Here is a 20,963-nt window from a genome sequence, read left to right as displayed (position 1 = left end):
CTTGCTGAAATAAGGAATTCGCCTGTGGAAAAGTTCAAGGGCGCCCTGATGGTCGGGGTGCTGCGTCTGTTTGCCAAGCTGCCCTGGAGCGCTGTGCAGCGCGTCGGCGCCGGTATCGGCTGGCTGATGTGGAAAATCCCCAACGGCTCGCGCAATGTCGTGCGCATCAACCTGGCCAAGTGCTTCCCGGAAATGGACCCGGTCGAGCGTGAGCATCTGGTCGGCCGCGCGCTCAAGGACATCGGCAAGTCGTTCGTCGAGAGCGCCTGCGCCTGGATCTGGCCGCCGCAGCGCTCGCTCGACCTGGTCAAGGAAGTGCACGGCCTGGAAGTGTTGGAGCAGGCCCTGGCCTCGGGCAAGGGCGTGGTCGGCATCACCAGCCACCTGGGCAACTGGGAAGTGCTCAACCACTTCTATTGCAACCAGTGCAAACCGATCATCTTCTACCGGCCGCCCAAGCTCAAAGCGGTGGATGACCTGCTGCGTGAACAGCGCGTGCAGATGGGCAACCGCGTGGCGCCTTCGACCAAGGAAGGCATCCTCAGCGTGATCAAGGAAGTGCGCCGAGGTGGCCAGGTGGGCATTCCCGCCGACCCGGAGCCGGCCGAGTCTGCCGGGGTGTTCGTGCCGTTCCTGGGGACCCAGGCGCTGACCAGCAAGTTCGTGCCGAACATGCTGGCGGGTGGCAAGGCGGTGGGGGTATTCCTGCATGCGCTGCGGCTGCCGGATGGTTCGGGCTTTCGGGTGATTCTGGAAGCAGCGCCCGAAGCGATGTACAGCACCGATGTGACCGAGTCGGCGGCGGCGATGAGCAAGGTGGTCGAGCGCTATGTGCGGGAGTACCCGAGCCAGTACATGTGGAGCATGAAGCGCTTCAAGAAGCGCCCGGCTGGCGAGCCGCGCTGGTACTGAGATTTCAGGGGGGCGCTTTGCGCCCCTTTCGCCGGCAAGCCAGCTCCCACCTTGACCGTGCCGGGCCGAGCTCATGCTTTCGGCTTAGACAAGCTCTGGCTTGTACAAGGCCCATGGGCTTGCTCGGCCCCGTGGGAGCTGGCTTGCCGGCGATGGGCTGCAAAGCAGCCCCGGCAATCTCAGACCTTGTTCAGCTTCTTCAAGAACACCGTCATCTCTTTTTCGGCCTGCTTGTCCCCATGGGCCTGCGCTGCCTCGATCCCCTCCTCCCAGGCCTTGCGAGCGCCAGCCAGATCTCCGCTGAGCTGATACGCCTTGCCCAGCAGCTTCCACGCCGCCGAATACTTGGGGTCCTGCTTCACGCAGCTGGCCAGGTGCACCGCCGCCTCAGCGCCATTGCCCTCGTCCAGCCAGGCCTTGCCCAAGCCAAAGCGCAGCAGCGGGTTATCCACACCCTTGGCCAGCATCTTCTCCAGCGATTCACGCATGCCCTTCCCTCCTAGAAGAAACTCAAGCCCACGTGGAACAGCTTCTCCACGTCCCGAATATGCTTTTTATCCACAACGAACAGGATCACATGGTCGCCCGACTCGATCACCGTGTCGTCGTGGGCGATCATCACTTCGTCCTCGCGGATGATTGCGCCGATGGTGGTACCCGGCGGCAGGTTGATGTCCTCGATGGCCTTGCCCACTACCTTGCTCGACTTCGAATCGCCATGGGCCACGGCTTCGATGGCCTCGGCCGCGCCGCGGCGCAGCGAGTGCACGCTGACGATATCGCCACGGCGCACGTGGGCCAGCAGTGTACCGATGGTGGCCAGCTGCGGGCTGATGGCGATGTCGATGTCGCCGCCCTGCACCAGGTCGACATAGGCTGGGTTGTTGATGATGGTCATTACCTTGCGTGCACCCAGGCGCTTGGCCAGCAGCGACGCCATGATGTTGGCCTCGTCGTCGTTGGTCAGGGCCAGGAAGATGTCGGCGTCGGCGATGTTCTCTTCGAGCATCAGGTCCTTGTCCGAGGCGCTGCCTTGCAGCACCACGGTGCTCTCCAGGGTGTCGGAGAGCTGGCGACAGCGGGCCGGGTTCATCTCGATGATCTTCACCTGGTAGCGGCTCTCGATGGCCTCGGCCAGGCGTTCGCCGATCTGCCCGCCACCGGCGATGACCACGCGCTTGTTGCTCTCATCGATGCGCCGCAACTCACCCATCACCGCGCGAATGTCCTTTTTCGCGGCGATGAAGAACACTTCGTCGTCGGCTTCGATCACCGTGTCGCCCTGTGGGGTGATCGGCCGGTCGCGGCGGAAGATCGCCGCCACGCGGGTGTCGACGTTGGGCATGTGGGCGCGGATCTGGCGCAGTTGCTGACCCACCAGCGGCCCGCCGTAGTAAGCCCGGACTGCCACTAGCTGGGCCTTGCCCTCGGCGAAGTCGATCACCTGCAGGGAGCCGGGGTGTTCGATCAGGCGCTTGATGTAGTTGGTCACCACCTGCTCGGGGCTGATCAGCACATCCACCGGAATATGGTCGTTGTCGAACAGTTCTTCGCGGGTCAGGTAGGCCGACTCCCGCACCCGGGCGATCTTGGTCGGGGTGTGGAACAACGAGTACGCCACCTGGCAGGCGACCATGTTGGTCTCGTCGCTGTTGGTCACCGCCACCAGCATGTCGGCATCGTCGGCGCCGGCCTGGCGCAGCACCGTCGGCAGCGAGGCGCGGCCTTGCACGGTGCGGATGTCGAGGCGGTCGCCGAGGTCGCGCAGGCGCTCGCCATCGGTATCGACCACGGTGATGTCATTGGCTTCGCTGGCCAGGTGTTCCGCCAGCGTGCCGCCTACTTGCCCTGCGCCGAGGATGATGATCTTCATCCACTACTCCCTACATTCTTGTGCTTACCGCGAGGCGGCGATCTTGATCAGCTTGGCATAGTAGAAGCCGTCGTGGCCGCCCTCCTGGGCCAGCAGCTGGCGCCCGTGGGGCTGGCGCAGGCCGGCTTCGGTGGCCAGGTCCAGCTCGCGGGCACCGGGGGTGCGGGCGAGGAAGGCGTCGATCACTTCGGTGTTCTCGGTCGGCAGGCTCGAGCAGGTGGCGTACAGCAGCATGCCGCCCACTTCCAGGGTCGGCCACAGGGCGTCGAGCAGCTCGCCTTGCAGCGTGGCCAGGGCCGGGATGTCGTCGGCCTGGCGGGTCAGCTTGATATCCGGGTGGCGGCGGATCACGCCAGTGGCCGAGCAGGGGGCGTCGAGCAGGATGCGCTGGAAGGGTTTGCCGTCCCACCAGCTGGCGGTGTCGCGGGCGTCGCAGGCGATCAACTCGGCGTCGAGCTTGAGGCGGTCGAGGTTCTCGCGCACGCGGGTCAGGCGCTTGGCCTCGAGGTCGATGGCGACCATGTGCGCCAAGCCCGGTTCGGCTTCAAGCAGGTGGCAGGTCTTGCCGCCAGGGGCGCAACACGCATCGAGCACACGCTGGCCGGGGGCCAGTTCCAGCAGGTCGGCGGACAACTGTGCGGCTTCGTCCTGCACGCTGACCCAACCCTCGGCGAAGCCCGGCAGGCCGCGCACGTCGCAGGCTTCGGCCAGCACGATGCCGTCACGGCTGTACTGGCAGGCGCTGGCGCTGATGCCGGCCTCGTCCAGCAGCGCGAGGTAAGCGTCGCGGCTGTGATGGCGGCGGTTGATGCGCAGGATCATCGGCGGGTGGGCGTTGTTGGCGGCGCAGATGGCTTCCCACTGCTCAGGCCAGAAGGCCTTGAGTGACTTCTGCAGCCAGCGCGGGTGGGCAGTGCGCACCACCGGGTCGCGCTCCATGTCGGCCAACAATGCCTCCCCTTCACGCTGGGCGCGGCGCAGCACGGCGTTGAGCAGGCCCTTGGCCCAAGGCTTCTTCAGCTTGTCGGCACACCCGACGGTTTCGCCGATGGCGGCGTGGGCCGGAATGCGGCTGTAGAACAGCTGGTACAGGCCGACCAGCAGCAGCGCCTGCACATCGGCGTCGGCGGCCTTGAAGGGTTTCTGCAACAGTTGCGCGGCCAGCAGGTCCAGGCGCGGCTGCCAGCGGGCGGTGCCGAAGGCCAGGTCCTGGGTCAGGCCACGGTCGCGTTCTTCGACCTTGTCCAGTTGCGCCGGCAGCGAGCTGTTCAGCGAAGCCTTGCCGCTGAGCACAGCGGCCAAGGCACGGGCGGCAGCCAGGCGTGGGTTCATTGGCCGAGCACCTTGCCACTGGCGAACTTCTCGCGGCGGCTGTTGAACAGGTCGGCGAAGTTGAGTGCCTTGCCACCCGGCAGTTGCAGGCGGGTCAGGCTCAGGGCCTGGTCACCGCAGGCGACCACCAGGCCATCTTTGCTAGCTGACAGGATTTCGCCGGGGGCGCCCTGGGCTGTGGACAAGTTGGCGGCCAGTACCTTCACGCTTTCGCCATCCAGGGTGCTGTGGCACACCGGCCAGGGGTTGAAGGCACGGATCAGGCGCTCAAGCTCAACGGCCGGACGGTTCCAGTCGATGCGCGCCTCGTCCTTGTTCAGCTTGTGGGCGTAAGTGGCCAGGGCGTCGTCCTGTACTTCACCTTGCAGGCTGCCATCGGCCAGGCCGGCGATGGCCTGCACCACGGCGCCCGGGCCCATGGTGGCGAGGCGGTCGTGCAGGGTACCGCCGGTGTCCTCGGCACTGATCGGGGTGACCACCTTGAGCAGCATCGGGCCGGTATCCAGGCCTGCCTCCATGCGCATCACGGTCACGCCGCTCTCGGTATCACCGGCCTCCACGGCGCGCTGGATCGGCGCGGCGCCGCGCCAGCGCGGCAGCAGCGAGGCGTGGCTGTTGATGCAGCCCAGGCGTGGGATATCCAGCACAGCTTGCGGCAGGATCAGGCCGTAGGCGACCACCACCATCAGGTCCGGCTTGAGTGCGGCGAGTTCGGCCTGGGCGTCGGCGTTGCGCAGGGTCTGCGGTTGGTACACCGGGATATCGTGGGCCACGGCCAGCGCCTTGACCGCGCTCGGCATCAGCTTCTGGCCACGCCCGGCCGGGCGGTCGGGCTGGGTGTAGACGGCCACGATCTCGTACGGGCTGTCGAGCAAAGCCTTGAGGTGTTCGGCGGCAAACTCTGGAGTGCCTGCGAAGACGATGCGCATGGAGTTCTCGCTTCTTGAAAAAGAAAAAGGCTTGCCGGAGCAAGCCTTCTGGAAGGTGGGGATCAGGCTTGCTGGCGGTGCTGCTTTTCCAGCTTCTTCTTGATCCGGTCACGTTTGAGCTGCGACAGGTAGTCGACGAACAGCTTGCCGTTGAGGTGATCGAACTCGTGCTGCACGCACACCGCCAACAGGCCCTCGCATTCCAGCTCGTACGGCTTGCCGTCGCGGTCCTGGGCCTTGACCCGGACGCGCAGCGGGCGGTCGACGTTCTCGTAGAAGCCCGGCACCGACAGGCAGCCTTCCTGGTACTGGCCCATGTCGTGGGTCAGCTCTTCGACGCTGGGGTTGATGAAGACCCGCGGTTCGCTGCGGTCTTCGCTCAGGTCCATCACCACCACTTGCTGGTGCACGTTGACCTGGGTCGCCGCCAGGCCGATGCCCGGGGCTTCGTACATGGTTTCGAACATGTCGTCGATCAGCTGGCGCAAGGCGTCGTCAAACACCGTTACCGGTTTGGCAATGGTACGCAGGCGCGGATCGGGGAATTCGAGAATGTTCAAAATGGCCATGGCGGTCAGGCAGTCACTGTGCGGTCGGTTGAAAACTGAGCACACATAATAAAGGGAAAAGGTGGACAAGGCACCTGTGAAAGCTCGGCTAGGGTCTTTATGGGCATGATAGCTGCCATTTAATGGACAGCTTTTCAAAGTATTACCCACAAAGTTATCCACAGGTTGTGCCACGCCGATGGCCCCCTGTCGATCAAGGAGGATCACCCATGAACACTCTCCGTTCGTCGCCTTGCTCGCCTGCCGAACTGGAGGCGCGGCTGCGTCTGCATCGCCTCCCCGACATCGGCCTGCGCCGCTTTCTTACCCTGATCGAAGCCTTTGGCAATGCCTCATCGGCACTCAGTGCGCCGGCCAGTGCCTGGCGTGCGCTGGGGTTGCCAGCCGCCAGTATCGACGCCCGTCGCAGCCCTGAGGTGCGCGACGGCGCGTTGGCTGCGATGGCCTGGTTAGAGCGTCCGGGCCAGCATTTGCTGATGTGGGACGGGCCTGGCTACCCCGCATTGCTGAGTGAAATCGACGACCCGCCACCCCTGCTGTTCGTCGCCGGTGACCCCGCTTTGCTGGAGCACCCGCAGCTGGCGATTGTGGGTAGCAGGCGTGCTTCACCACCGGCGCTGGATACCGCGGCTGCGTTCTCGCGTTGCCTGGCGCAAGCCGGATTCACCATCACCAGCGGGCTGGCGCTGGGCGTTGACGGTGCCGCTCATCGGGCCGCGCTGAAAGCCGGAGGGCAGACCATTGGAGTGCTCGGCACGGGGTTGCAAAAACTTTATCCACAGCGCCACCGTGACCTTGCCCGGGCGATGCTCGACAGCGGCAGCGCGCTGGTTTCCGAGTACCCGCTGGATGCCGGGCCGCTGGCCGGTAACTTCCCCAGGCGCAACCGCATCATCAGCGGACTGTCGCTCGGCGTGCTGGTGGTCGAGGCGAGTATCGCCAGCGGCTCATTGATCACCGCGCGCCTTGCCGCAGAGCAAGGGCGCGAGGTGTATGCCATTCCGGGTTCGATCCACCACCCCGGCGCCAAGGGCTGCCACCAGCTGATTCGCGACGGCGCGCTGTTGGTGGAAAGCGTGGAGCAGATCCTCGACAGCCTGCGCGGTTGGCAGAACTTGCCGGGCGCGCCTGTGGGCAAAGCCGACCATCCCCTGCTCGCCTTGCTCCACGCGGCACCCCACACCAGCGAGGGCCTGGCGCACAGCAGCGGCCAGCCATTGGCCCAGGTGCTGGCCAGCCTGACCGAGTTGGAGCTCGAGGGCCGGGTCAGCAATGAAGCCGGGCGTTGGTTCGCCCGGAAAAGCACGACTGATGAGTAGCCCGCTGTGCACAAATATCCAGTTAGAGAGGGCTGTGTTGGAACCCTCCATAAGGCTCAGGCCTTTTTGTTCAAGCTGGCGAGCCAGGCTGTTACAAGTGCAGCGCCACCAACTACTGCTGCGGAGCTAAATTTTTCGACTGCGTTTTTTCCGAATTTCGCAATGTCGTCTGAGCAGCTCAGGCAGAATTCATCGTCATACAAATCCCCACCCCTTGCATAGTTTCTGCAACCAGGGGCTCGGCATACATACATGTGCTTTTCGCAATGTGGGCATGCACATTTGTCACGACGGACAGTATTTTTTTCCAGAACAGTGGGCGTCATGTCCTTCTTACAGAAGGGGCACTGACCTTCGTCTTTGAAGCTCATGTTTTTCCTCTCGGAGTAAGTGCTGGATGTACATCTGATCGGATCCAATTATTGGATTGTGGCGTAATGCCATTTCCTTTTCTAGCTTGGTGGCGGATTGGTTTGCTTGGGCTGGCTAAGTACACTGCGCACAAGGCGTTTATGCGGAGAGACGGAAATGGTGAGCAGTTGGCGTGTGCAACAAGCCGCGCGTGAGGTGAAGGCGGGTGCGGTGATCGCCTATCCGACGGAAGCGGTCTGGGGCCTGGGCTGCGACCCGTGGAACGAGGACGCGGTGTATCGCCTGCTGGCGCTCAAGTCGCGGCCTGTGGATAAAGGCCTGATCCTGGTCGCCGACAGCATCCACCAGTTCGACTTCCTGTTCGAAGACTTCCCCCAAGACTGGATCGACCGCATGGCCGCCACCTGGCCGGGGCCGAACACTTGGCTGGTGCCGCACCAGGACCTGCTGCCCGAGTGGGTGACCGGGCAGCATGACAGCGTGGCATTGCGGGTCAGCGATCACCCACAGGTGCGTGAGCTGTGCGCGTTGGTCGGGCCGTTGATTTCCACGTCCTGCAACCCGGCCGGGCGTCCGGCGGCCAAGAGCCGGTTGCGGGTGGAGCAGTATTTCCACAAGCAGCTGGACATGGTGCTGGGTGGGGCGTTGGGGGGGCGGAAGAATCCGAGTGTGATTCGGGATTTGGCGACCGGTGAGGTTGTGCGTCCGGGCTGATATCGCCAGTGAGGGTTTCGTGTCTAACGGGGTAGAAACAAGCCCAAAAAATAATGGCCGCGTAAGCGGCCAAACGGTAAGGATGCACTCGCCCGGATAGCTTGAAACTCAACCGGCGCACCAGCACAACCTCAGGGGAAAACTACGCCTCAGAGCCAGTACGGTCAAGCGAGGCCCTTTCTATTGCGTGTCGCAGCGCCTCATTTAAGGTTTTGGCGGAATTCAGGTTTTTCTGATTTTGTCGAACAGACTGTCCAGTTTGCAAATAGAGAAATATCCTACGATCCGCGTCCTTTGCCATCACCTTCTCAGTGGGAATACCTGCCTCTAGGCTTCATAGCGTCGCCGAATAGTTTGGTGATCGGGTGTGGTAACCCGGCTGCAGGAAGGTATCAGAGTCGTCTATGGCGGCTGTGCACGGGAGGCTTTCAAGCCTGCCGGGTCTGGTACCTCCCCGGTTTACCACCCCGTGTACAGCTGCCACCCATTCGTGTGGTAACGGACGAGGTGTCAGCCCTACCCTGGTAGAGGTTGCCATGACCAAGAAGATTGTCCCCGATCCACCACTCCCCAACACCACAGCTCACCCCTTCGGCCGCTGCGACGCCGGCCATCTTCCACTCTTCACCGTAAACCCTAACATTGAAGCCCATGACGCTTTGGTGCATGTCGCACTCTACCTACGCTGCGCCTACGACACTGGCATCAAGGCACTCGACCACCTGCGCGACGAGGGGCGTGGCATGTACTGGTCGAGCCTGCATTCGCTGGAAATGGCGGAGGGGTTGGTGGAGGCGATGCTTGAGGGCATTGAGTCAGCGTCTGTAGCCGAAAGGCCCGCTGGCTGAACTGACGCCATCGCCGGCAAGCCGGCTCCCACAGGTACAGCGTCATCCAGGAGGTTTGCGCGGTCCCTGTGGGAGCTGGCTTGCCAGCGAATGGGCCGCAGAGCGGCCCCAGGATTTCAAGGCAGCAGAACAGTCGAGCCCACCGTCCGCCGCGCCGACAACTCACTCTGCGCCTTGGCCGCCTCACTCAACGGATACCGCTGCTGGATATCCACCACCAACTTGCCACTGGCGATCATCGCGAACAGGTCATCCGCCATGGCCTGGGTGTTCTCGGCGTTGTTGGCATAGCTCGCCAGCGTCGGCCGAGTGACATACAGCGACCCCTTCTGCGACAAAATCCCCAGGTTCACCCCGGTCACCGCGCCGGACGCATTGCCGAAGCTGACCATCAACCCACGCGGCTTCAGGCAGTCCAGTGAAGTCAGCCAGGTATCCGCCCCCACGCCGTCATACACCACCGCGCACTTTTGACCGTCGGTCAGCTCTAGCACGCGTTTAGCCACATCTTCGTGGCTGTAGTCGATGGTCGCCCAGGCCCCGAGTGCCTTGGCCCGCTCGGCTTTCTCGGGAGAGCTGACAGTACCAATCAGCTTCGCCCCCAGTGCCTTGGCCCACTGACAAGCCAGCGATCCGACGCCACCGGCAGCAGCATGGAACAGCACGAAATCCCCCTGCTGCACGGCATAGGTCTGCTTGAGCAGGTACTGCGTGGTCAGCCCCTTGAGCATCACCGCCGCCGCCTGCTCGCAGCTGATCGCATCCGGCAGCTTGACCAGGTTGGCCTCCGGCAGTGTATGCACCTCGCTGTAGGCCCCTAGCGGCCCACCGGCATAGGCCACGCGGTCGCCGACCTTGATCCGGCTGACGCCCTCGCCCACCGCCTCGACTACCCCGGCGCCTTCGGTACCCAGTCCGGAAGGCAGCGACGGCGGCGCATACAGCCCGCCTCGGAAATAGGTGTCGATGAAGTTCAGGCCGATCGCATGGTTGCGCACGCGCACTTGCTTCGGGCCGGGCGGGGCCGGGTCGAACTCTACCAACTGCAAAACTTCCGGGCCGCCATGCTGGCTGAACTGGATACGCTTGGCCATCACACACTCCTGTCATTGGGGCTGCAAAGGCCTTCTATCGGACGCCTTTGCTTGATCGCCGTCAACTGCGGCGCGGGGTTTGCCGGTGGTATGCTACGCGGCGAATTTTCCCCGCTCCCTCCAGGTGACCCGATGACCAGCCGCACCGAGGCCGTGAAAGCCTACCTGCTCGACCTGCAAGACCGCATCTGCACTGCCCTCGAGAATGAAGACGGCGGCGCCCGCTTCGTCGAGGATGCCTGGGTGCGTGATGCCGGCGGCGGCGGTCGCACGCGGGTGATCGGCGACGGCAAGGTGATCGAGAAAGGCGGCGTGAACTTCTCCCACGTGTTCGGCAGCGGCTTGCCGCCGTCGGCCAGTGCCCACCGCCCGGAGCTGGCGGGCCGTGGCTTCGAGGCGCTGGGCGTGTCGCTGGTGATCCATCCGCACAACCCGCATGTGCCGACTTCCCACGCCAACGTGCGGTTCTTCATCGCCGAAAAAGAGGGCGAAGAGGCGGTGTGGTGGTTCGGCGGCGGCTTCGACCTGACCCCCTACTACGGCAATGAAGAAGACTGCGTGCACTGGCACCGCGTGGCCGAGCAGGCCTGCGCGCCGTTCGGCGCCGACGTGTACCCGCGTTACAAGGCCTGGTGCGACCGCTACTTCCACCTCAAGCACCGTGGCGAGCCACGGGGTATCGGCGGCCTGTTCTTCGATGACCTGAACGAGTGGGACTTCGACACCTGCTTCGCCTTCATCCGCGCCATTGGTGACGCCTATGTCGAGGCCTACCTGCCGATCGTGCAGCGCCGCAAGGGCACCCCGTATACCCTCGCCCAGCGCGAATTCCAGGAGTACCGCCGTGGCCGCTACGTCGAGTTCAACCTGGTCTACGATCGTGGCACCTTGTTCGGCCTGCAGTCCGGTGGCCGCACCGAATCGATCCTGATGTCGCTGCCACCGCAGGTGCGCTGGGGTTACGATTGGAAGGCCGAGCCCGGCAGCGAGGAAGCGCGGCTGACCGAGTATTTCTTGCAGGACCGTGACTGGCTCGCCCGCTAAGCCTGTGGATAACCGAGGATTCCCCCATGGACCAGTACGTTGTTTTCGGTAACCCCATCGGCCACAGCAAATCGCCGTTGATCCACCGCCTGTTCGCCGACCAGACAGGCGAGGACCTGGAGTACGCCACCCTGCTGGCGCCGCTGGACGAATTCAGCGACTGCGCCCGTGGCTTCTTCAAGCAAGGCAGCGGCGCCAACGTTACCGTACCGTTCAAGGAGGAGGCCTACCGCCTGTGCGACAGTCTCACCCCACGCGCCAAGCGTGCCGGCGCGGTGAACACCTTGAGCAAGCTGGCCGACGGCACCTTGCAAGGCGACAACACCGACGGTGCTGGGCTGGTGCGTGACCTCACCGTCAACGCCGGGGTCGAGCTGGCCGGCAAGCGCATCCTCATCCTCGGTGCCGGTGGCGCGGTGCGCGGCGTGCTGGAGCCGATCCTGGCGCACAAGCCGCAATCGCTGGTGATTGCCAACCGCACGGTGGAGAAAGCCGAGCAACTGGCCCGTGAGTTCGATGAGCTGGGGCCGGTGGTGGCCAGCGGTTTTGCCTGGTTGCAGGAGCCGGTGGACGTGATCATCAACGCCACTTCGGCGAGCTTGTCCGGCGAGCTGCCGCCGATTGCCGACAGCCTGGTCGAGGCGGGGCGTACCGTTTGCTACGACATGATGTATGGTAAGGAGCCGACGCCGTTCTGCCAGTGGGCCAGCAAGCTGGGTGCGGCCAAGGTACTGGATGGGCTGGGGATGCTGGCGGAGCAGGCCGCCGAGGCGTTCTTCATCTGGCGTGGGGTTCGGCCTGAGACCGGGCCAGTGCTGGATGAGCTGCGCCGGCAGTTGGCCCGCGGCTGAATTCGAGATTTTGGGGCCGCAAAGCGGCCCCAGGATTTTAAAGCTCATTCCTCAAATCGAATGGGACACAGTTCAACCCCCTCCAGCTTCTGCAACTCCTCCATCACCTGCGGCCTTGCCCGCTGCAACGTCAGGCTCCCGCCACTGCGCATCAACCGCCGCGCCTCGCGGTGCAACATATCCACACCCGAATAATCGATGAAGTTCACCTGTCGCGCATCGATCACCACGTGTGGCCCTTGGCAGCGCTGAAGGCGCACCTGCAGGTAATGCGCCGCGCCGAAGAAGATCGACCCGCCCACCCGCAACACATCCGCCTCTCCTTCCCGGCTCTGCTGCACCCGTGGCCGCGACGTGCGCTTGAGGTAGAAGAACAATGAGGCCAGCACCCCGGCATAAATCGCCGTCTGCAGCTCCAGCAGCAATGTCGCAGCAGCGGTCAGCGCCATCACCAGGAACTCCGAGCGGCTGACCCGGAACAGCGCGCGAATGCCGCGATGGTCCACCAGCCCCCAGCAGATCAGCAGGATGCTCCCCGCCATCGCCGGGATCGGCAGGTGGGCGATCAGTCCGGCACCGGTCACGGCGAACAGCGCCACCCACAGCGCCGAGAACACCCCGGCCAGTGGCGACCGCGCACCTGCGTCGTAACTGAGGCCCGAGCGAGTGAAGGAACCTGCAGACAGATAACCGGAGAAAAATGCGCCGCCGATATTCGACAGGCCCTGTGCGCGGATTTCCTGGTCAGGGTCGATCAGTTGCTCCGAACGTGCCGACAACGAGCGAGCAATCGACAGGCTGGTGACCAGCCCCAGCATGCCCACCGCCACGGCGCTAGGCAGCAGGCGCAGCATCAGCTCCACATCCAGCAGAGGCAGCGGGCTAAAGGGCGGGAGCTGCCCGGTGAACGCAGCCACCCTGGGCACATGGCCGAAAACGCCGGGTAATAGCCAGGCCACCAGGCTGACCAGCAGCAGGCTTATCAACAGGCTTGGCCAGCGCGGGCGCCAAAGTTTCAACGCGATACCGAACACCAGTGTGGCCAGGCCCAGGGCCAGAGACGGCAGGTCCACTTCGCCGACATGGCCGGCCAGATCCTGCACGGTCTTCAACGCCGTGGCCTGGCTCGGCAGATCCATCCCCAGCAGGTTCGGTAACTGCCCAAGGGCGATGACGATGGCGGCGCCGAGGGTGAAGCCCAGCACCACCGAGTGGGAAACGAAATTGACCAGCGCACCGAAGCGCAACAGCCCCAGCAGCAACTGGAAGATGCCGCCGAGGAAGGTCAGCAGCAGTACCAGGGTCACATAGTCGGCGCTGCCGGCCACGGCCAGGGGGCTGATGCTGGCGTAGAGGACGATGGAGATGGCGGCCGTGGGCCCGCAGATCAGGTGCCAGGACGAGCCCCACAGGCAGGCGATCAGTACTGGGACGATGGCGGCGTACAGTCCGTACTCGGCGGGCAGGCCGGCGATCAGGGCGTAGGCGATGGACTGCGGCAGGGCGAGGATGGCGCCGCTCAGGCCCACCAGCAGGTCCTGGCGCAGGCTGCGGCCCGATTGACGGGGCAGCCAGGTGAGGAAGGGCAGCAGGTGAGTCAGGCGGGGCATGGGGCAAACTCGCTTAGGATCCGATCTTGTGTTGGCCTTGCTGGCCTCATCGCCGGCAAGCCGGCTCCCACAGTGATACCACAAGCCTCAAGACTGTCGCTGGGAGCTGGCTTGCCAGCGATGAGGCCGGAACTGGCTGCAAGGCTCTAGAGTCTGCCTGTTACGGCCTCTTGGGCGCTGCCACCGGCTTTGGTGGTCACTCCAGCCAACCACCCTTCCAGCACCTGCGGATGGGCCTTCACCCAGCCCCTGGCCGCCTCATCGAAGCTCACCTTCTTGTCCACAACCTCGGCCATGATGCTGTTCTCCATCTCCAGCGAGAACTTCAAGTTCCCCAGCAGCTTCGCCGCATTCGGGCAGGCTTGTGGATAACCTTTGCGGGTCAGGGTGTAGACATCGCCCTTGCTGCCGAACCATTTCTCCCCGCCCGTGAGGTAATGCATCTTAAGCTTCACGTTCATCGGATGCGGAGTCCAGCCAAGGAAGGTGATGAACTGCTGCTTCTTCACTGCCCGGTCCACTTGAGCGAGCATCGCCTGCTCGCTGGACTCGACCAGTTTCCACTGATCCAGGTCGAACTCATTCTTGTCGATGATCTCTTTCAGCGACAAGTTGGCCGGCGCGCCGGAGCCGATGCCGTAGAGCTTCTTGTCGAACTGCGCAGCGTGCTTTTGCAGGTCGGCGAAGTCCTTCACGCCCGCGTTCCATACGTAATCGGGCACCGCCAGGGTGAACTCGGTGCCTTCCAGGTTCTTCGCCAGCTGCTGCACATCGCCATTGGCGATGAACTTGTCATGGAAGCCCTGTTGCGCCGGCATCCAGTTGCCGAGGAAGGCATCCACCCGGCCATCCTTCAGGCCGCCGTAGATGATCGGCACGGCCAGGCTGTCGATCTTCACCTGGTAGCCCAGGCTTTCCAGGAGTAGGCGGGCGATGGCGTTGGTGCTGGCGATATCGCTCCAGCCGGGGTCGGCCATCTTCACGGTGCTGCATTGCGCGTCGCTGTCGGCGGCATGTGCCGTGCCCAGGCTCAGGGCCAGGGTGAGCACGGCGGTGGAGAACTTCTGCATGGCGGCCTCTCTTCTCAATCCAGGGGTGCGGGCTGTGGATAACGTGCCTTGCGCTCGAGGTCGTCGAGATCGATATGGTTGCGCATGTACTGTTGGCTGGCGTCCACCAACGGTTGGTGGTCCCAGCTTTCCAGCTTGCCGATGGCCAGTGCCTCGGCCACCAGGCGGCGGCGCCGTTGGCTGGCCAGCACCTGCTGGCGCAGGGCCGGGATATCCCAGCGCTGCCTGGCTTCATCGGCAAATGCCTGCAGCAGCGCCTGGTGGTCCGGGCTGCCGGTGAGGTTCTCCCGCTCGTGCGGGTCGCGGCTCAGGTCGTAGAGTAGCCATGGGTCGTCTTCGCTGTACACGAACTTGTAGGGGCCGCGGCGGATCATCATCAGCGGGCCGACCGTGCCTTCGGCCATGTACTCGCCGATCACTTCGTCATGCCCGCCCTGCCCTTGCAGGTGGCCGAGCAGCGAGCGGCCATCCAGGTGCAGGTGGTTATCCACAGCGCCGCCCGCCAGTTCGACCAGGGTTGGCAGCAGATCGCAGGTGGACACACTGGCGCCGATTCGCGCCGGTGCGAAGTGCTTGGGCGCATGGATCAACAGCGGCACCCGCGCCGCCATCTCGAACCAGTGCATCTTGTACCAGAGCCCGCGCTCGCCAAGCATGTCGCCGTGATCGCCCGAGAACACGATCAGGGTGTCGTCGGCCAGGCCGCACTCCTCGAGGGTCCGCAGCAGCTTGCCGATGTTGTCGTCGATGTAGCTGCAGGCGCCGAAGTAGGCGCGGCGGGCGTCGCGGATCTTGTCCACGGGCAGCGGCTTGTTCCACAGGTCGTAGACCTTGAGCAGGCGTTGCGAGTGTGGGTCCTGCTGATCCTGTGCGATTTCGTCGCGCGGCAGCGGGATATCCACAGCCTCGTACATATCCCAGTAGTGTCTGGGGATAGTGTAGGGGTCGTGCGGATGGGTCATGGAAACGGTCAGGCAGAACGGCCGGCCATCATCCTCGCGTACATGGTCGTAAAGGTACTGACGCGCCTTGAACACCACCTCCTCGTCGAAATCCAGCTGGTTGGTACGCACGCACGGCCCGGCTTGCAACACCGAGGACATGTTGTGGTACCAGCTCGGGCGGCCGTCAGGGGCGTCCCAGTTCACCGCCCAACCATAGTCGGCCGGGTAGATATCGCTGGTCAGGCGTTCTTCATAACCATGCAACTGGTCCGGCCCGCAGAAGTGCATCTTGCCTGACAGCGCGGTGCGGTAGCCAAGGCGGCGCAGGTAGTGAGCGTAGGTCGGGATGTCGGCAGGAAAGTCGGCGGCGTTGTCGTACGCGCCGATGCGGCTGGGCAACTGGCCGCTGACCAAGGTGAAGCGCGACGGCGCGCAAAGCGGGCTGTTGCAGTAGGCACTGTCGAACACCACGGCCTGCTCGGCGAGGCGGGCCAGGTGGGGCATCTTGATCGGCGATGGGTTGTAGATGGGCAGCAAAGGCGCGGCCATCTGATCGGCCATGATGAACAGGATGTTGGGTCGCTTCATGGGTGCCTTCCATCGTCGAGGGTTATGGGTACCACTTGCAATCCAGCATGCGGCTGTGGATAACAGGGGTAAAGCCCATGCCGGGCAATGACTGGGATTAGCCAAGCTTATGTTCGAGCACCTTGCCGACCTGCCCCTCGACACCTTGCGAGTGTTCGAGGCCGCCGCCCGCCTGCGCAGCTTTACCGCTGCCGCCGTGGAGCTGGGCACCACCCAGCCGGCGGTGAGCCAGCAGATGAAGCGCCTGGAGGCGCAGCTGGGCACGCGGTTGTTCGACCGGATCTACCGGGGCATCGAGCTGACCGAGGCGGGGTTGCTGTTGTTCGAGCAGGTGCACCAGGGCTTGCAGGTGATGGACGATGGCGTTGCCCAAGCCAGTGGGCGCGGTCAGCGCGAGGTGCTGCAGGTGGCGACCGACTTCGCCTTTGCGGCGTTCTGGCTGATGCCACGCTTGCAGCGTTTCCACGAGGCTTATCCACAGGTGGACGTGAGCCTGGTGACCGGCGAGCGCAGCCAGGCGATGCTGCGCCCGGACATCGATGTGGCGGTGCTGTTTGGTAATGGACGCTTCCATCAGGGCGAGAGCCGCTGGCTGTTCGATGAGGAAGTTTTCCCGGTGTGCAGCCCTCGGCTGATTCATGGCAAACCCTTGTCAGCCGTTGCTTTGCAGCGATTGCCATTGCTGCATCTGAAGGGTGAGCAGGCCAGTCGCTGGTTCGATTGGGCCGGGGTTTTCCGCGGTCTTGGTGTGGACAGCCCTCCTCCGTCCGGTCAGCTGCGGTTCGACAACTACACCCTGCTGATTCAGGCCGCAATTGCCGGCCAGGGCGTGGCGATCGGCTGGGCGCACCTGGTGGACGGGCTGGTCGAGCAGGGGCTGCTGTGTCGGCCGCTGGAAGGCAGCTTGCGCTCGAAGCGGGGGTATTACGTGGTACTGCCGCCACGCAAGCGGCGTGGGGCGTTGATCGAGCGGTTTGTGGATTGGCTGGAGCAGGAGCGCCTGTAATGAGATGGCGTAGACTCCAAGATATTCGCATTACTGCAATCAGGAGCCACCGTGCAAAGGATCAAGGGCTATCACGCCCACGTGTACTACGACGCATCGACCATGGAGCAGGCCCGTGAACTATGCGAGGAGGCGACGCGGCTGTTCCCCGTGACCATGGGCCGCATGCACCAGAAACCGGTCGGGCCGCACCCGGACTGGAGCTGCCAGCTGGCGTTCGGGCCGGAGGTGGTGGGGGTGGTACTGCCGTGGCTGGCGCTGTATCGCAAGGGGCTGGTGGTGTTCCTGCACCCGGAAACCGGGGATGAACTGGCGGATCACCGCGATCATGCGATCTGGATGGGGGCGATCAGGCCGCTGGACCTGTCGATTTTCGAAGGCTAGTTGCTTGGGCCGGCAAGCTCCCACGAGTCGTGTGGGAGCCAGCTTGCCGGCGATCGAGGGCGAAGCCCTCGCGCTTAGTTGCGTGCCGCGCGCACACCTTCAGCCAGCGCCGAGCACAGGCTCAGCACATCATTCACAGCCTGGTCGGCACCCTTGGCCTGGGCGATCTTGTCGACCAGCGCCGAGCCTACCACCACGCCATCGGCCAGGCGGGCGATAGCCGCAGCCTGCTCCGGTGTACGAATGCCGAAACCAACGCTGATCGGCAGGTCGGTATGCCGACGCAGGCGCGCAATGGCCTCGGTCACATGCTCGGTGGTCGCCGAGCCCGCACCGGTCACGCCGGCCACCGACACGTAGTAGACGAACCCGGAACTGCGCTCCAGCACGCGCGGCAGGCGCGCGTCGTCGGTGGTCGGGGTGGTCAGGCGGATGAAGTCGATGCCGGCGGCCTGGGCCGGGGTAGCCAGCTCGGCGTCGTGCTCCGGCGGCAGGTCGACGATGATCAGGCCATCGACACCAGCTTCCTTGGCTTCGGCGACGAACTGCTCCACGCCGAAGCGATGGATCGGGTTGTAGTAACCCATCAGCACGATCGGGGTGGTTTGGTTCTCCACACGGAATTCACGCACCATTTTCAGGGTCTTGGCCAGGGTCTGGCCAGCTTCCAGGGCGCGCAGGGTGGCGAGCTGGATGGCCACGCCGTCGGCCATCGGGTCGGTGAACGGCATGCCCAGCTCGATCACGTCGGCACCGGCGGCCGGCAGGCCCTTGAGGATTTGCAGCGAGGCATCGTAGCCGGGGTCGCCAGCGGTAACGAAGGTGACCAGTGCCGAGCGGCCTTCGGCCTTGAGATCGGCGAAGCGTTGTTCGAGACGGCTCATGCCTGTTTCTCCTGGGCGGCCATGTGGTTCATCACGGTTTGCATGTCCTTGTCGCCGCGACCGGACAGGCAGATCACCATCAGGTGGTCCTTGGGCAGCGTCGGCGCGCGCTTGATCGCCTCGGCCAGGGCGTGGGAGCTTTCCAGCGCCGGGATGATGCCTTCCAGGCGGCAGGTGGCGTGGAAGGCGTCCAGGGCTTCCTCGTCGGTGATGCTGACGTACTCCACGCGCTTCACTTCGTGCAGGTAAGCATGCTCCGGTCCGATGCCGGGGTAGTCCAAGCCTGCAGAGATCGAGTGGGCGTCGGTGATCTGACCGTCGTCGTCCTGCAGCAGGTAAGTGCGGTTGCCATGCAGCACACCCGGAACGCCGCCGTTGAGGCTGGCCGCGTGCTTGTCGGTGTGCACGCCGTGGCCGCCGGCTTCGACGCCGATGATCTTGACGCTCGGCTCTTCGAGGAACTCGTGGAACAGGCCCATGGCGTTGGAGCCGCCGCCGACGCAGGCGATCAGGCTGTCGGGCAGGCGTCCTTCCTTCTCTTGCAACTGCGCGCGGGTCTCTTTGCCGATGATCGACTGGAAGTCGCGGACCATCGCCGGGTACGGGTGGGGACCCGCCACGGTGCCGATCAGGTAGAAGGTGTCTTCGACGTTGGTGACCCAGTCGCGCAGGGCCTCGTTCATCGCGTCCTTGAGCGTGCCGGTGCCGGCGGTGACCGGGACGATCTCGGCGCCCAGCAGCTTCATGCGGAACACGTTGGCCTGCTGGCGCTCGATGTCGGTGGCGCCCATGTAGATCACGCAGGGCAGGCCGAAGCGCGCGGCGACGGTGGCGGTGGCCACGCCGTGCATGCCGGCGCCGGTTTCGGCGATCAGGCGTTTCTTGCCCATGCGCTTGGCCAGCAGCACCTGGCCGATGCAGTTGTTCACCTTGTGCGCGCCGGTGTGGTTGAGTTCTTCACGCTTGAAGAAGATCTTGGCGCCGCCGCAGTGCTCGGTCAGGCGCTCGGCGAAGTACAGCGGGTTGGGCCGGCCGATGTAGTCGCGTTGGAAGTAGGCCAGCTCTTCAAGGAACTTGGGATCGGCCTTGGCGGCTTCGTATTCGCGGGCAAGGTCGAGCACCAGCGGCATCAGGGTTTCGGCCACGTAGCGGCCGCCGAACGAGCCGAACAGGCCGTTGGCGTCGGGGCCGGGGCGGTATTGGGTCTGGGTCATGGGGCGCTCCGTAGGCGAAGTAGAGATTCGATGGGCTTTACTCTAACCACGACGTGGCCGGCTGAAAACCGATAAGATTGCGCAAACCTGTCAGGAAAACTCACAAGTAAGATGGCTCACGACCTTCCTCCCCTCAATGCGTTGCGGGCCTTCGAGGCGACAGCCCGGCTGAACAGTGTCAGCCAGGCAGCAGAAGCGCTTCATGTAACCCATGGCGCGGTCAGCCGGCAGATCAAGGTGCTTGAGGAGCATCTGGGGGTAGCCTTGTTCGTCAAGGACGGGCGTGGCGTCAAACTCACAGATGCCGGTGTGCGTCTGCGCGATGCCAGCTTCGAGGCCTTCGACCGGCTGCGCGGTGTCTGCGCCGAGCTTTCCCGCGCTGCCGACGAAGCGCCGTTCGTGCTCGGTTGTTCCGGCAGCTTGCTGGCGCGTTGGTTCATCCCGCGCCTGGGGCGCCTGAAAGCCGACCTGCCGGAGCTGCGCCTGCACCTGTCAGCGGGCGAAGGTGACCTTGATCCGCGACGCCCGGGGTTGGACGCACTGCTGGTTTACGCAGAGCCACCGTGGCCGGCGGACATGCAGGTGCATGTGCTCGCCGAAGAGCGCATCGGCCCGGTGATGAGCCCGCGCTTTGACGCTTTCGATCGTTTGAAAGCCTTGCCAGCCGTGGCTTTGCAGCATGTTGCCGTACTCCATACGACCTCGCGGCCGCAGGCTTGGCCTACCTGGGCGCGACAGCATGGGCTGGCGCCCGAGGCGCTGAGCTACGGGCAAGCCTTCGAGCATCTCTACTACTTGCTGGAAGCAGCGGTAGCCGGGCTGGGTGTGGCCATCGCCCCGCAACCGCTGGTGGCCGACGACTTGAAGGCTGGGCGGTTGGCCGCGCCATGGGGCTTTTCCCCCACCAATGCGGCACTGGCCTTGTGGGTACCCCGGCGCGCCGCGGACGGGCGCGCCGAGCAACTGGCGCAATGGCTGCGCCAGGAGTTGCAGCGACAGACGGGTTAGTTGCGGCGGCACATCAGGTAGGCGGCCAGCAGGCCCAGGGCGCCCACCGCGACACCTGCGGTGGTCCAGGGGTGTTCCTGGGCGTAGTCGCGGGTGGCTACACCGGTTTCGCGGGTGCGGGTCTTCACTTCCTCATAGGCATCGCTGAGCAGGCTGCGTGAGTGCTTGAGGGCGCTTTCGGCGTTGCCGCGCAGCGTCTTCATGGTCTTCTGCGTTTCTTCCGAGGCATCGTGTTTGAGGCCTTCCAGAGTCTTGAGGAGGCTTTCGATCTCGGCTTCCATGCTTTCCAGTGAGGTTTTGCGCAACGCATTGCGTGCCATGTCGACTCTCCTTGCTGAGTGGGGATGTACAGGTTGCGACTGCGCAGCGGGGTGAAAGTGCGATCGAACTTTCCCCTG

The 20,963-nt window shown here is 64.3% G+C and carries 22 protein-coding genes; 9 read left to right on the top strand and 13 right to left on the bottom strand.

Features of this window, described 5'->3' with window-relative positions:
- The first annotated feature begins 24 nt into the window (after positions 1 to 24).
- A complete protein-coding gene (locus ACVWY1_RS02915; protein WP_277502391.1) occupies positions 25 to 912 on the top strand; it encodes a lysophospholipid acyltransferase in 888 nt (295 codons plus the stop codon).
- A gap of 179 nt (positions 913 to 1,091) precedes the next feature.
- Here the strand turns inward: ACVWY1_RS02915 and ACVWY1_RS02910 are convergent, their stop codons facing one another.
- The 5 genes from ACVWY1_RS02910 to def all read right to left on the bottom strand — a co-directional run bounded on the left by ACVWY1_RS02910 (position 1,092) and on the right by def (position 5,615).
- Positions 1,092 to 1,400 carry a tetratricopeptide repeat protein gene (locus ACVWY1_RS02910; protein ID WP_023629850.1) on the bottom strand — a complete coding sequence of 103 codons (309 nt, stop codon included), beginning with the start codon at positions 1,398 to 1,400 and terminating at the stop codon, positions 1,092 to 1,094.
- 11 nt (positions 1,401 to 1,411) lie between these two features.
- A complete protein-coding gene (gene trkA, locus ACVWY1_RS02905) occupies positions 1,412 to 2,785 on the bottom strand; it encodes a Trk system potassium transporter TrkA (RefSeq protein ID WP_023629849.1) in 1,374 nt (457 codons plus the stop codon).
- Positions 2,786 to 2,809: 24 nt separating this feature from the next.
- Positions 2,810 to 4,117: a 16S rRNA (cytosine(967)-C(5))-methyltransferase RsmB gene (rsmB, locus tag ACVWY1_RS02900; protein ID WP_110696907.1), complete on the bottom strand. Its 1,308-nt coding sequence runs from the start codon at positions 4,115 to 4,117 to the stop codon at positions 2,810 to 2,812.
- A complete protein-coding gene (fmt, locus tag ACVWY1_RS02895; RefSeq protein WP_102683368.1) occupies positions 4,114 to 5,046 on the bottom strand; it encodes a methionyl-tRNA formyltransferase in 933 nt (310 codons plus the stop codon). Before fmt ends, rsmB begins: the two co-directional genes overlap by 4 nt.
- Positions 5,047 to 5,108: 62 nt before the next feature.
- Positions 5,109 to 5,615: a peptide deformylase gene (gene def, locus ACVWY1_RS02890; RefSeq protein WP_038707094.1), complete on the bottom strand. Its 507-nt coding sequence runs from the start codon at positions 5,613 to 5,615 to the stop codon at positions 5,109 to 5,111.
- 209 nt (positions 5,616 to 5,824) lie between these two features.
- Between def and dprA the strand changes: the two genes are divergently transcribed.
- A complete protein-coding gene (dprA, locus tag ACVWY1_RS02885; RefSeq protein ID WP_277502390.1) occupies positions 5,825 to 6,934 on the top strand; it encodes a DNA-processing protein DprA in 1,110 nt (369 codons plus the stop codon).
- Positions 6,935 to 6,990: 56 nt separating this feature from the next.
- Here dprA and ACVWY1_RS02880 read toward each other — a convergent pair whose 3' ends face one another.
- Positions 6,991 to 7,305: a hypothetical protein gene (locus ACVWY1_RS02880; RefSeq protein WP_277502389.1), complete on the bottom strand. Its 315-nt coding sequence runs from the start codon at positions 7,303 to 7,305 to the stop codon at positions 6,991 to 6,993.
- A 157-nt stretch (positions 7,306 to 7,462) separates the two neighbouring features.
- Here ACVWY1_RS02880 and ACVWY1_RS02875 point away from each other — a divergent pair, with 157 nt between their 5' ends.
- Together ACVWY1_RS02875 and ACVWY1_RS02870 are read left to right on the top strand one after the other, a co-directional pair.
- Positions 7,463 to 8,020, top strand: a complete 558-nt coding sequence (locus tag ACVWY1_RS02875) for an L-threonylcarbamoyladenylate synthase (RefSeq protein ID WP_094010815.1) — start codon at positions 7,463 to 7,465, stop codon at positions 8,018 to 8,020.
- A gap of 536 nt (positions 8,021 to 8,556) precedes the next feature.
- Entirely contained in the window at positions 8,557 to 8,868 is a 312-nt protein-coding gene (locus tag ACVWY1_RS02870) for a hypothetical protein (protein WP_198754078.1), read from the top strand.
- Positions 8,869 to 8,984: 116 nt separating this feature from the next.
- Here the strand turns inward: ACVWY1_RS02870 and ACVWY1_RS02865 are convergent, their stop codons facing one another.
- Positions 8,985 to 9,962 (bottom strand): NADPH:quinone reductase, encoded by a 978-nt coding sequence (locus tag ACVWY1_RS02865; RefSeq protein WP_277502388.1) that lies wholly within the window; start codon positions 9,960 to 9,962, stop codon positions 8,985 to 8,987.
- Between the two features lie 132 nt (positions 9,963 to 10,094).
- Here ACVWY1_RS02865 and hemF point away from each other — a divergent pair, with 132 nt between their 5' ends.
- Positions 10,095 to 11,006, top strand: a complete 912-nt coding sequence (gene hemF / locus ACVWY1_RS02860; protein WP_277502387.1) for an oxygen-dependent coproporphyrinogen oxidase — start codon at positions 10,095 to 10,097, stop codon at positions 11,004 to 11,006.
- A 26-nt stretch (positions 11,007 to 11,032) separates the two neighbouring features.
- Positions 11,033 to 11,857: a shikimate dehydrogenase gene (gene aroE, locus ACVWY1_RS02855; protein WP_139674672.1), complete on the top strand. Its 825-nt coding sequence runs from the start codon at positions 11,033 to 11,035 to the stop codon at positions 11,855 to 11,857.
- Between the two features lie 44 nt (positions 11,858 to 11,901).
- Here the strand turns inward: aroE and ACVWY1_RS02850 are convergent, their stop codons facing one another.
- The 3 genes from ACVWY1_RS02850 to betC all read right to left on the bottom strand — a co-directional run bounded on the left by ACVWY1_RS02850 (position 11,902) and on the right by betC (position 16,069).
- The gene (locus ACVWY1_RS02850; RefSeq protein WP_102682980.1) at positions 11,902 to 13,467 is read right to left on the bottom strand and encodes a SulP family inorganic anion transporter; all 1,566 of its coding nucleotides are present in this window, start codon (positions 13,465 to 13,467) and stop codon (positions 11,902 to 11,904) included.
- A 146-nt stretch (positions 13,468 to 13,613) separates the two neighbouring features.
- Positions 13,614 to 14,537, bottom strand: a complete 924-nt coding sequence (gene choX, locus ACVWY1_RS02845) for a choline ABC transporter substrate-binding protein (protein ID WP_277502384.1) — start codon at positions 14,535 to 14,537, stop codon at positions 13,614 to 13,616.
- Positions 14,538 to 14,551: 14 nt separating this feature from the next.
- On the bottom strand, positions 14,552 to 16,069 hold the full coding sequence (gene betC, locus ACVWY1_RS02840) for a choline-sulfatase (protein WP_198754073.1): 1,518 nt from the start codon (positions 16,067 to 16,069) through the stop codon (positions 14,552 to 14,554).
- Positions 16,070 to 16,178: 109 nt separating this feature from the next.
- Here betC and ACVWY1_RS02835 point away from each other — a divergent pair, with 109 nt between their 5' ends.
- Positions 16,179 to 17,075, top strand: coding sequence for a choline sulfate utilization transcriptional regulator (locus ACVWY1_RS02835; RefSeq protein WP_102682983.1), 897 nt, complete (start codon positions 16,179 to 16,181; stop codon positions 17,073 to 17,075).
- A gap of 51 nt (positions 17,076 to 17,126) precedes the next feature.
- Positions 17,127 to 17,459 (top strand): DOPA 4,5-dioxygenase family protein, encoded by a 333-nt coding sequence (locus ACVWY1_RS02830; protein WP_011531491.1) that lies wholly within the window; start codon positions 17,127 to 17,129, stop codon positions 17,457 to 17,459.
- A 74-nt stretch (positions 17,460 to 17,533) separates the two neighbouring features.
- Here ACVWY1_RS02830 and trpA read toward each other — a convergent pair whose 3' ends face one another.
- Both trpA and trpB read right to left on the bottom strand, forming a co-directional pair.
- Complete coding sequence (gene trpA, locus ACVWY1_RS02825; RefSeq protein ID WP_102682984.1) at positions 17,534 to 18,343, bottom strand: tryptophan synthase subunit alpha; 810 nt, start codon at positions 18,341 to 18,343, stop codon at positions 17,534 to 17,536.
- Positions 18,340 to 19,557 (bottom strand): tryptophan synthase subunit beta, encoded by a 1,218-nt coding sequence (gene trpB, locus ACVWY1_RS02820; RefSeq protein ID WP_139674661.1) that lies wholly within the window; start codon positions 19,555 to 19,557, stop codon positions 18,340 to 18,342. Before trpB ends, trpA begins: the two co-directional genes overlap by 4 nt.
- 111 nt (positions 19,558 to 19,668) lie before the next feature.
- Between trpB and ACVWY1_RS02815 the strand changes: the two genes are divergently transcribed.
- Positions 19,669 to 20,565, top strand: a complete 897-nt coding sequence (locus ACVWY1_RS02815) for a LysR family transcriptional regulator (protein WP_457377754.1) — start codon at positions 19,669 to 19,671, stop codon at positions 20,563 to 20,565.
- Here ACVWY1_RS02815 and ACVWY1_RS02810 read toward each other — a convergent pair.
- Positions 20,562 to 20,885, bottom strand: coding sequence for a DUF883 family protein (locus ACVWY1_RS02810; RefSeq protein ID WP_023632598.1), 324 nt, complete (start codon positions 20,883 to 20,885; stop codon positions 20,562 to 20,564). The genes ACVWY1_RS02815 and ACVWY1_RS02810 overlap by 4 nt on opposite strands.
- Positions 20,886 to 20,963: the final 78 nt, after the last annotated feature.

The organism is Pseudomonas sp. TE6288, assembly GCF_054062095.1.
This window is presented reverse-complemented; position numbering and strand designations above follow the sequence as displayed.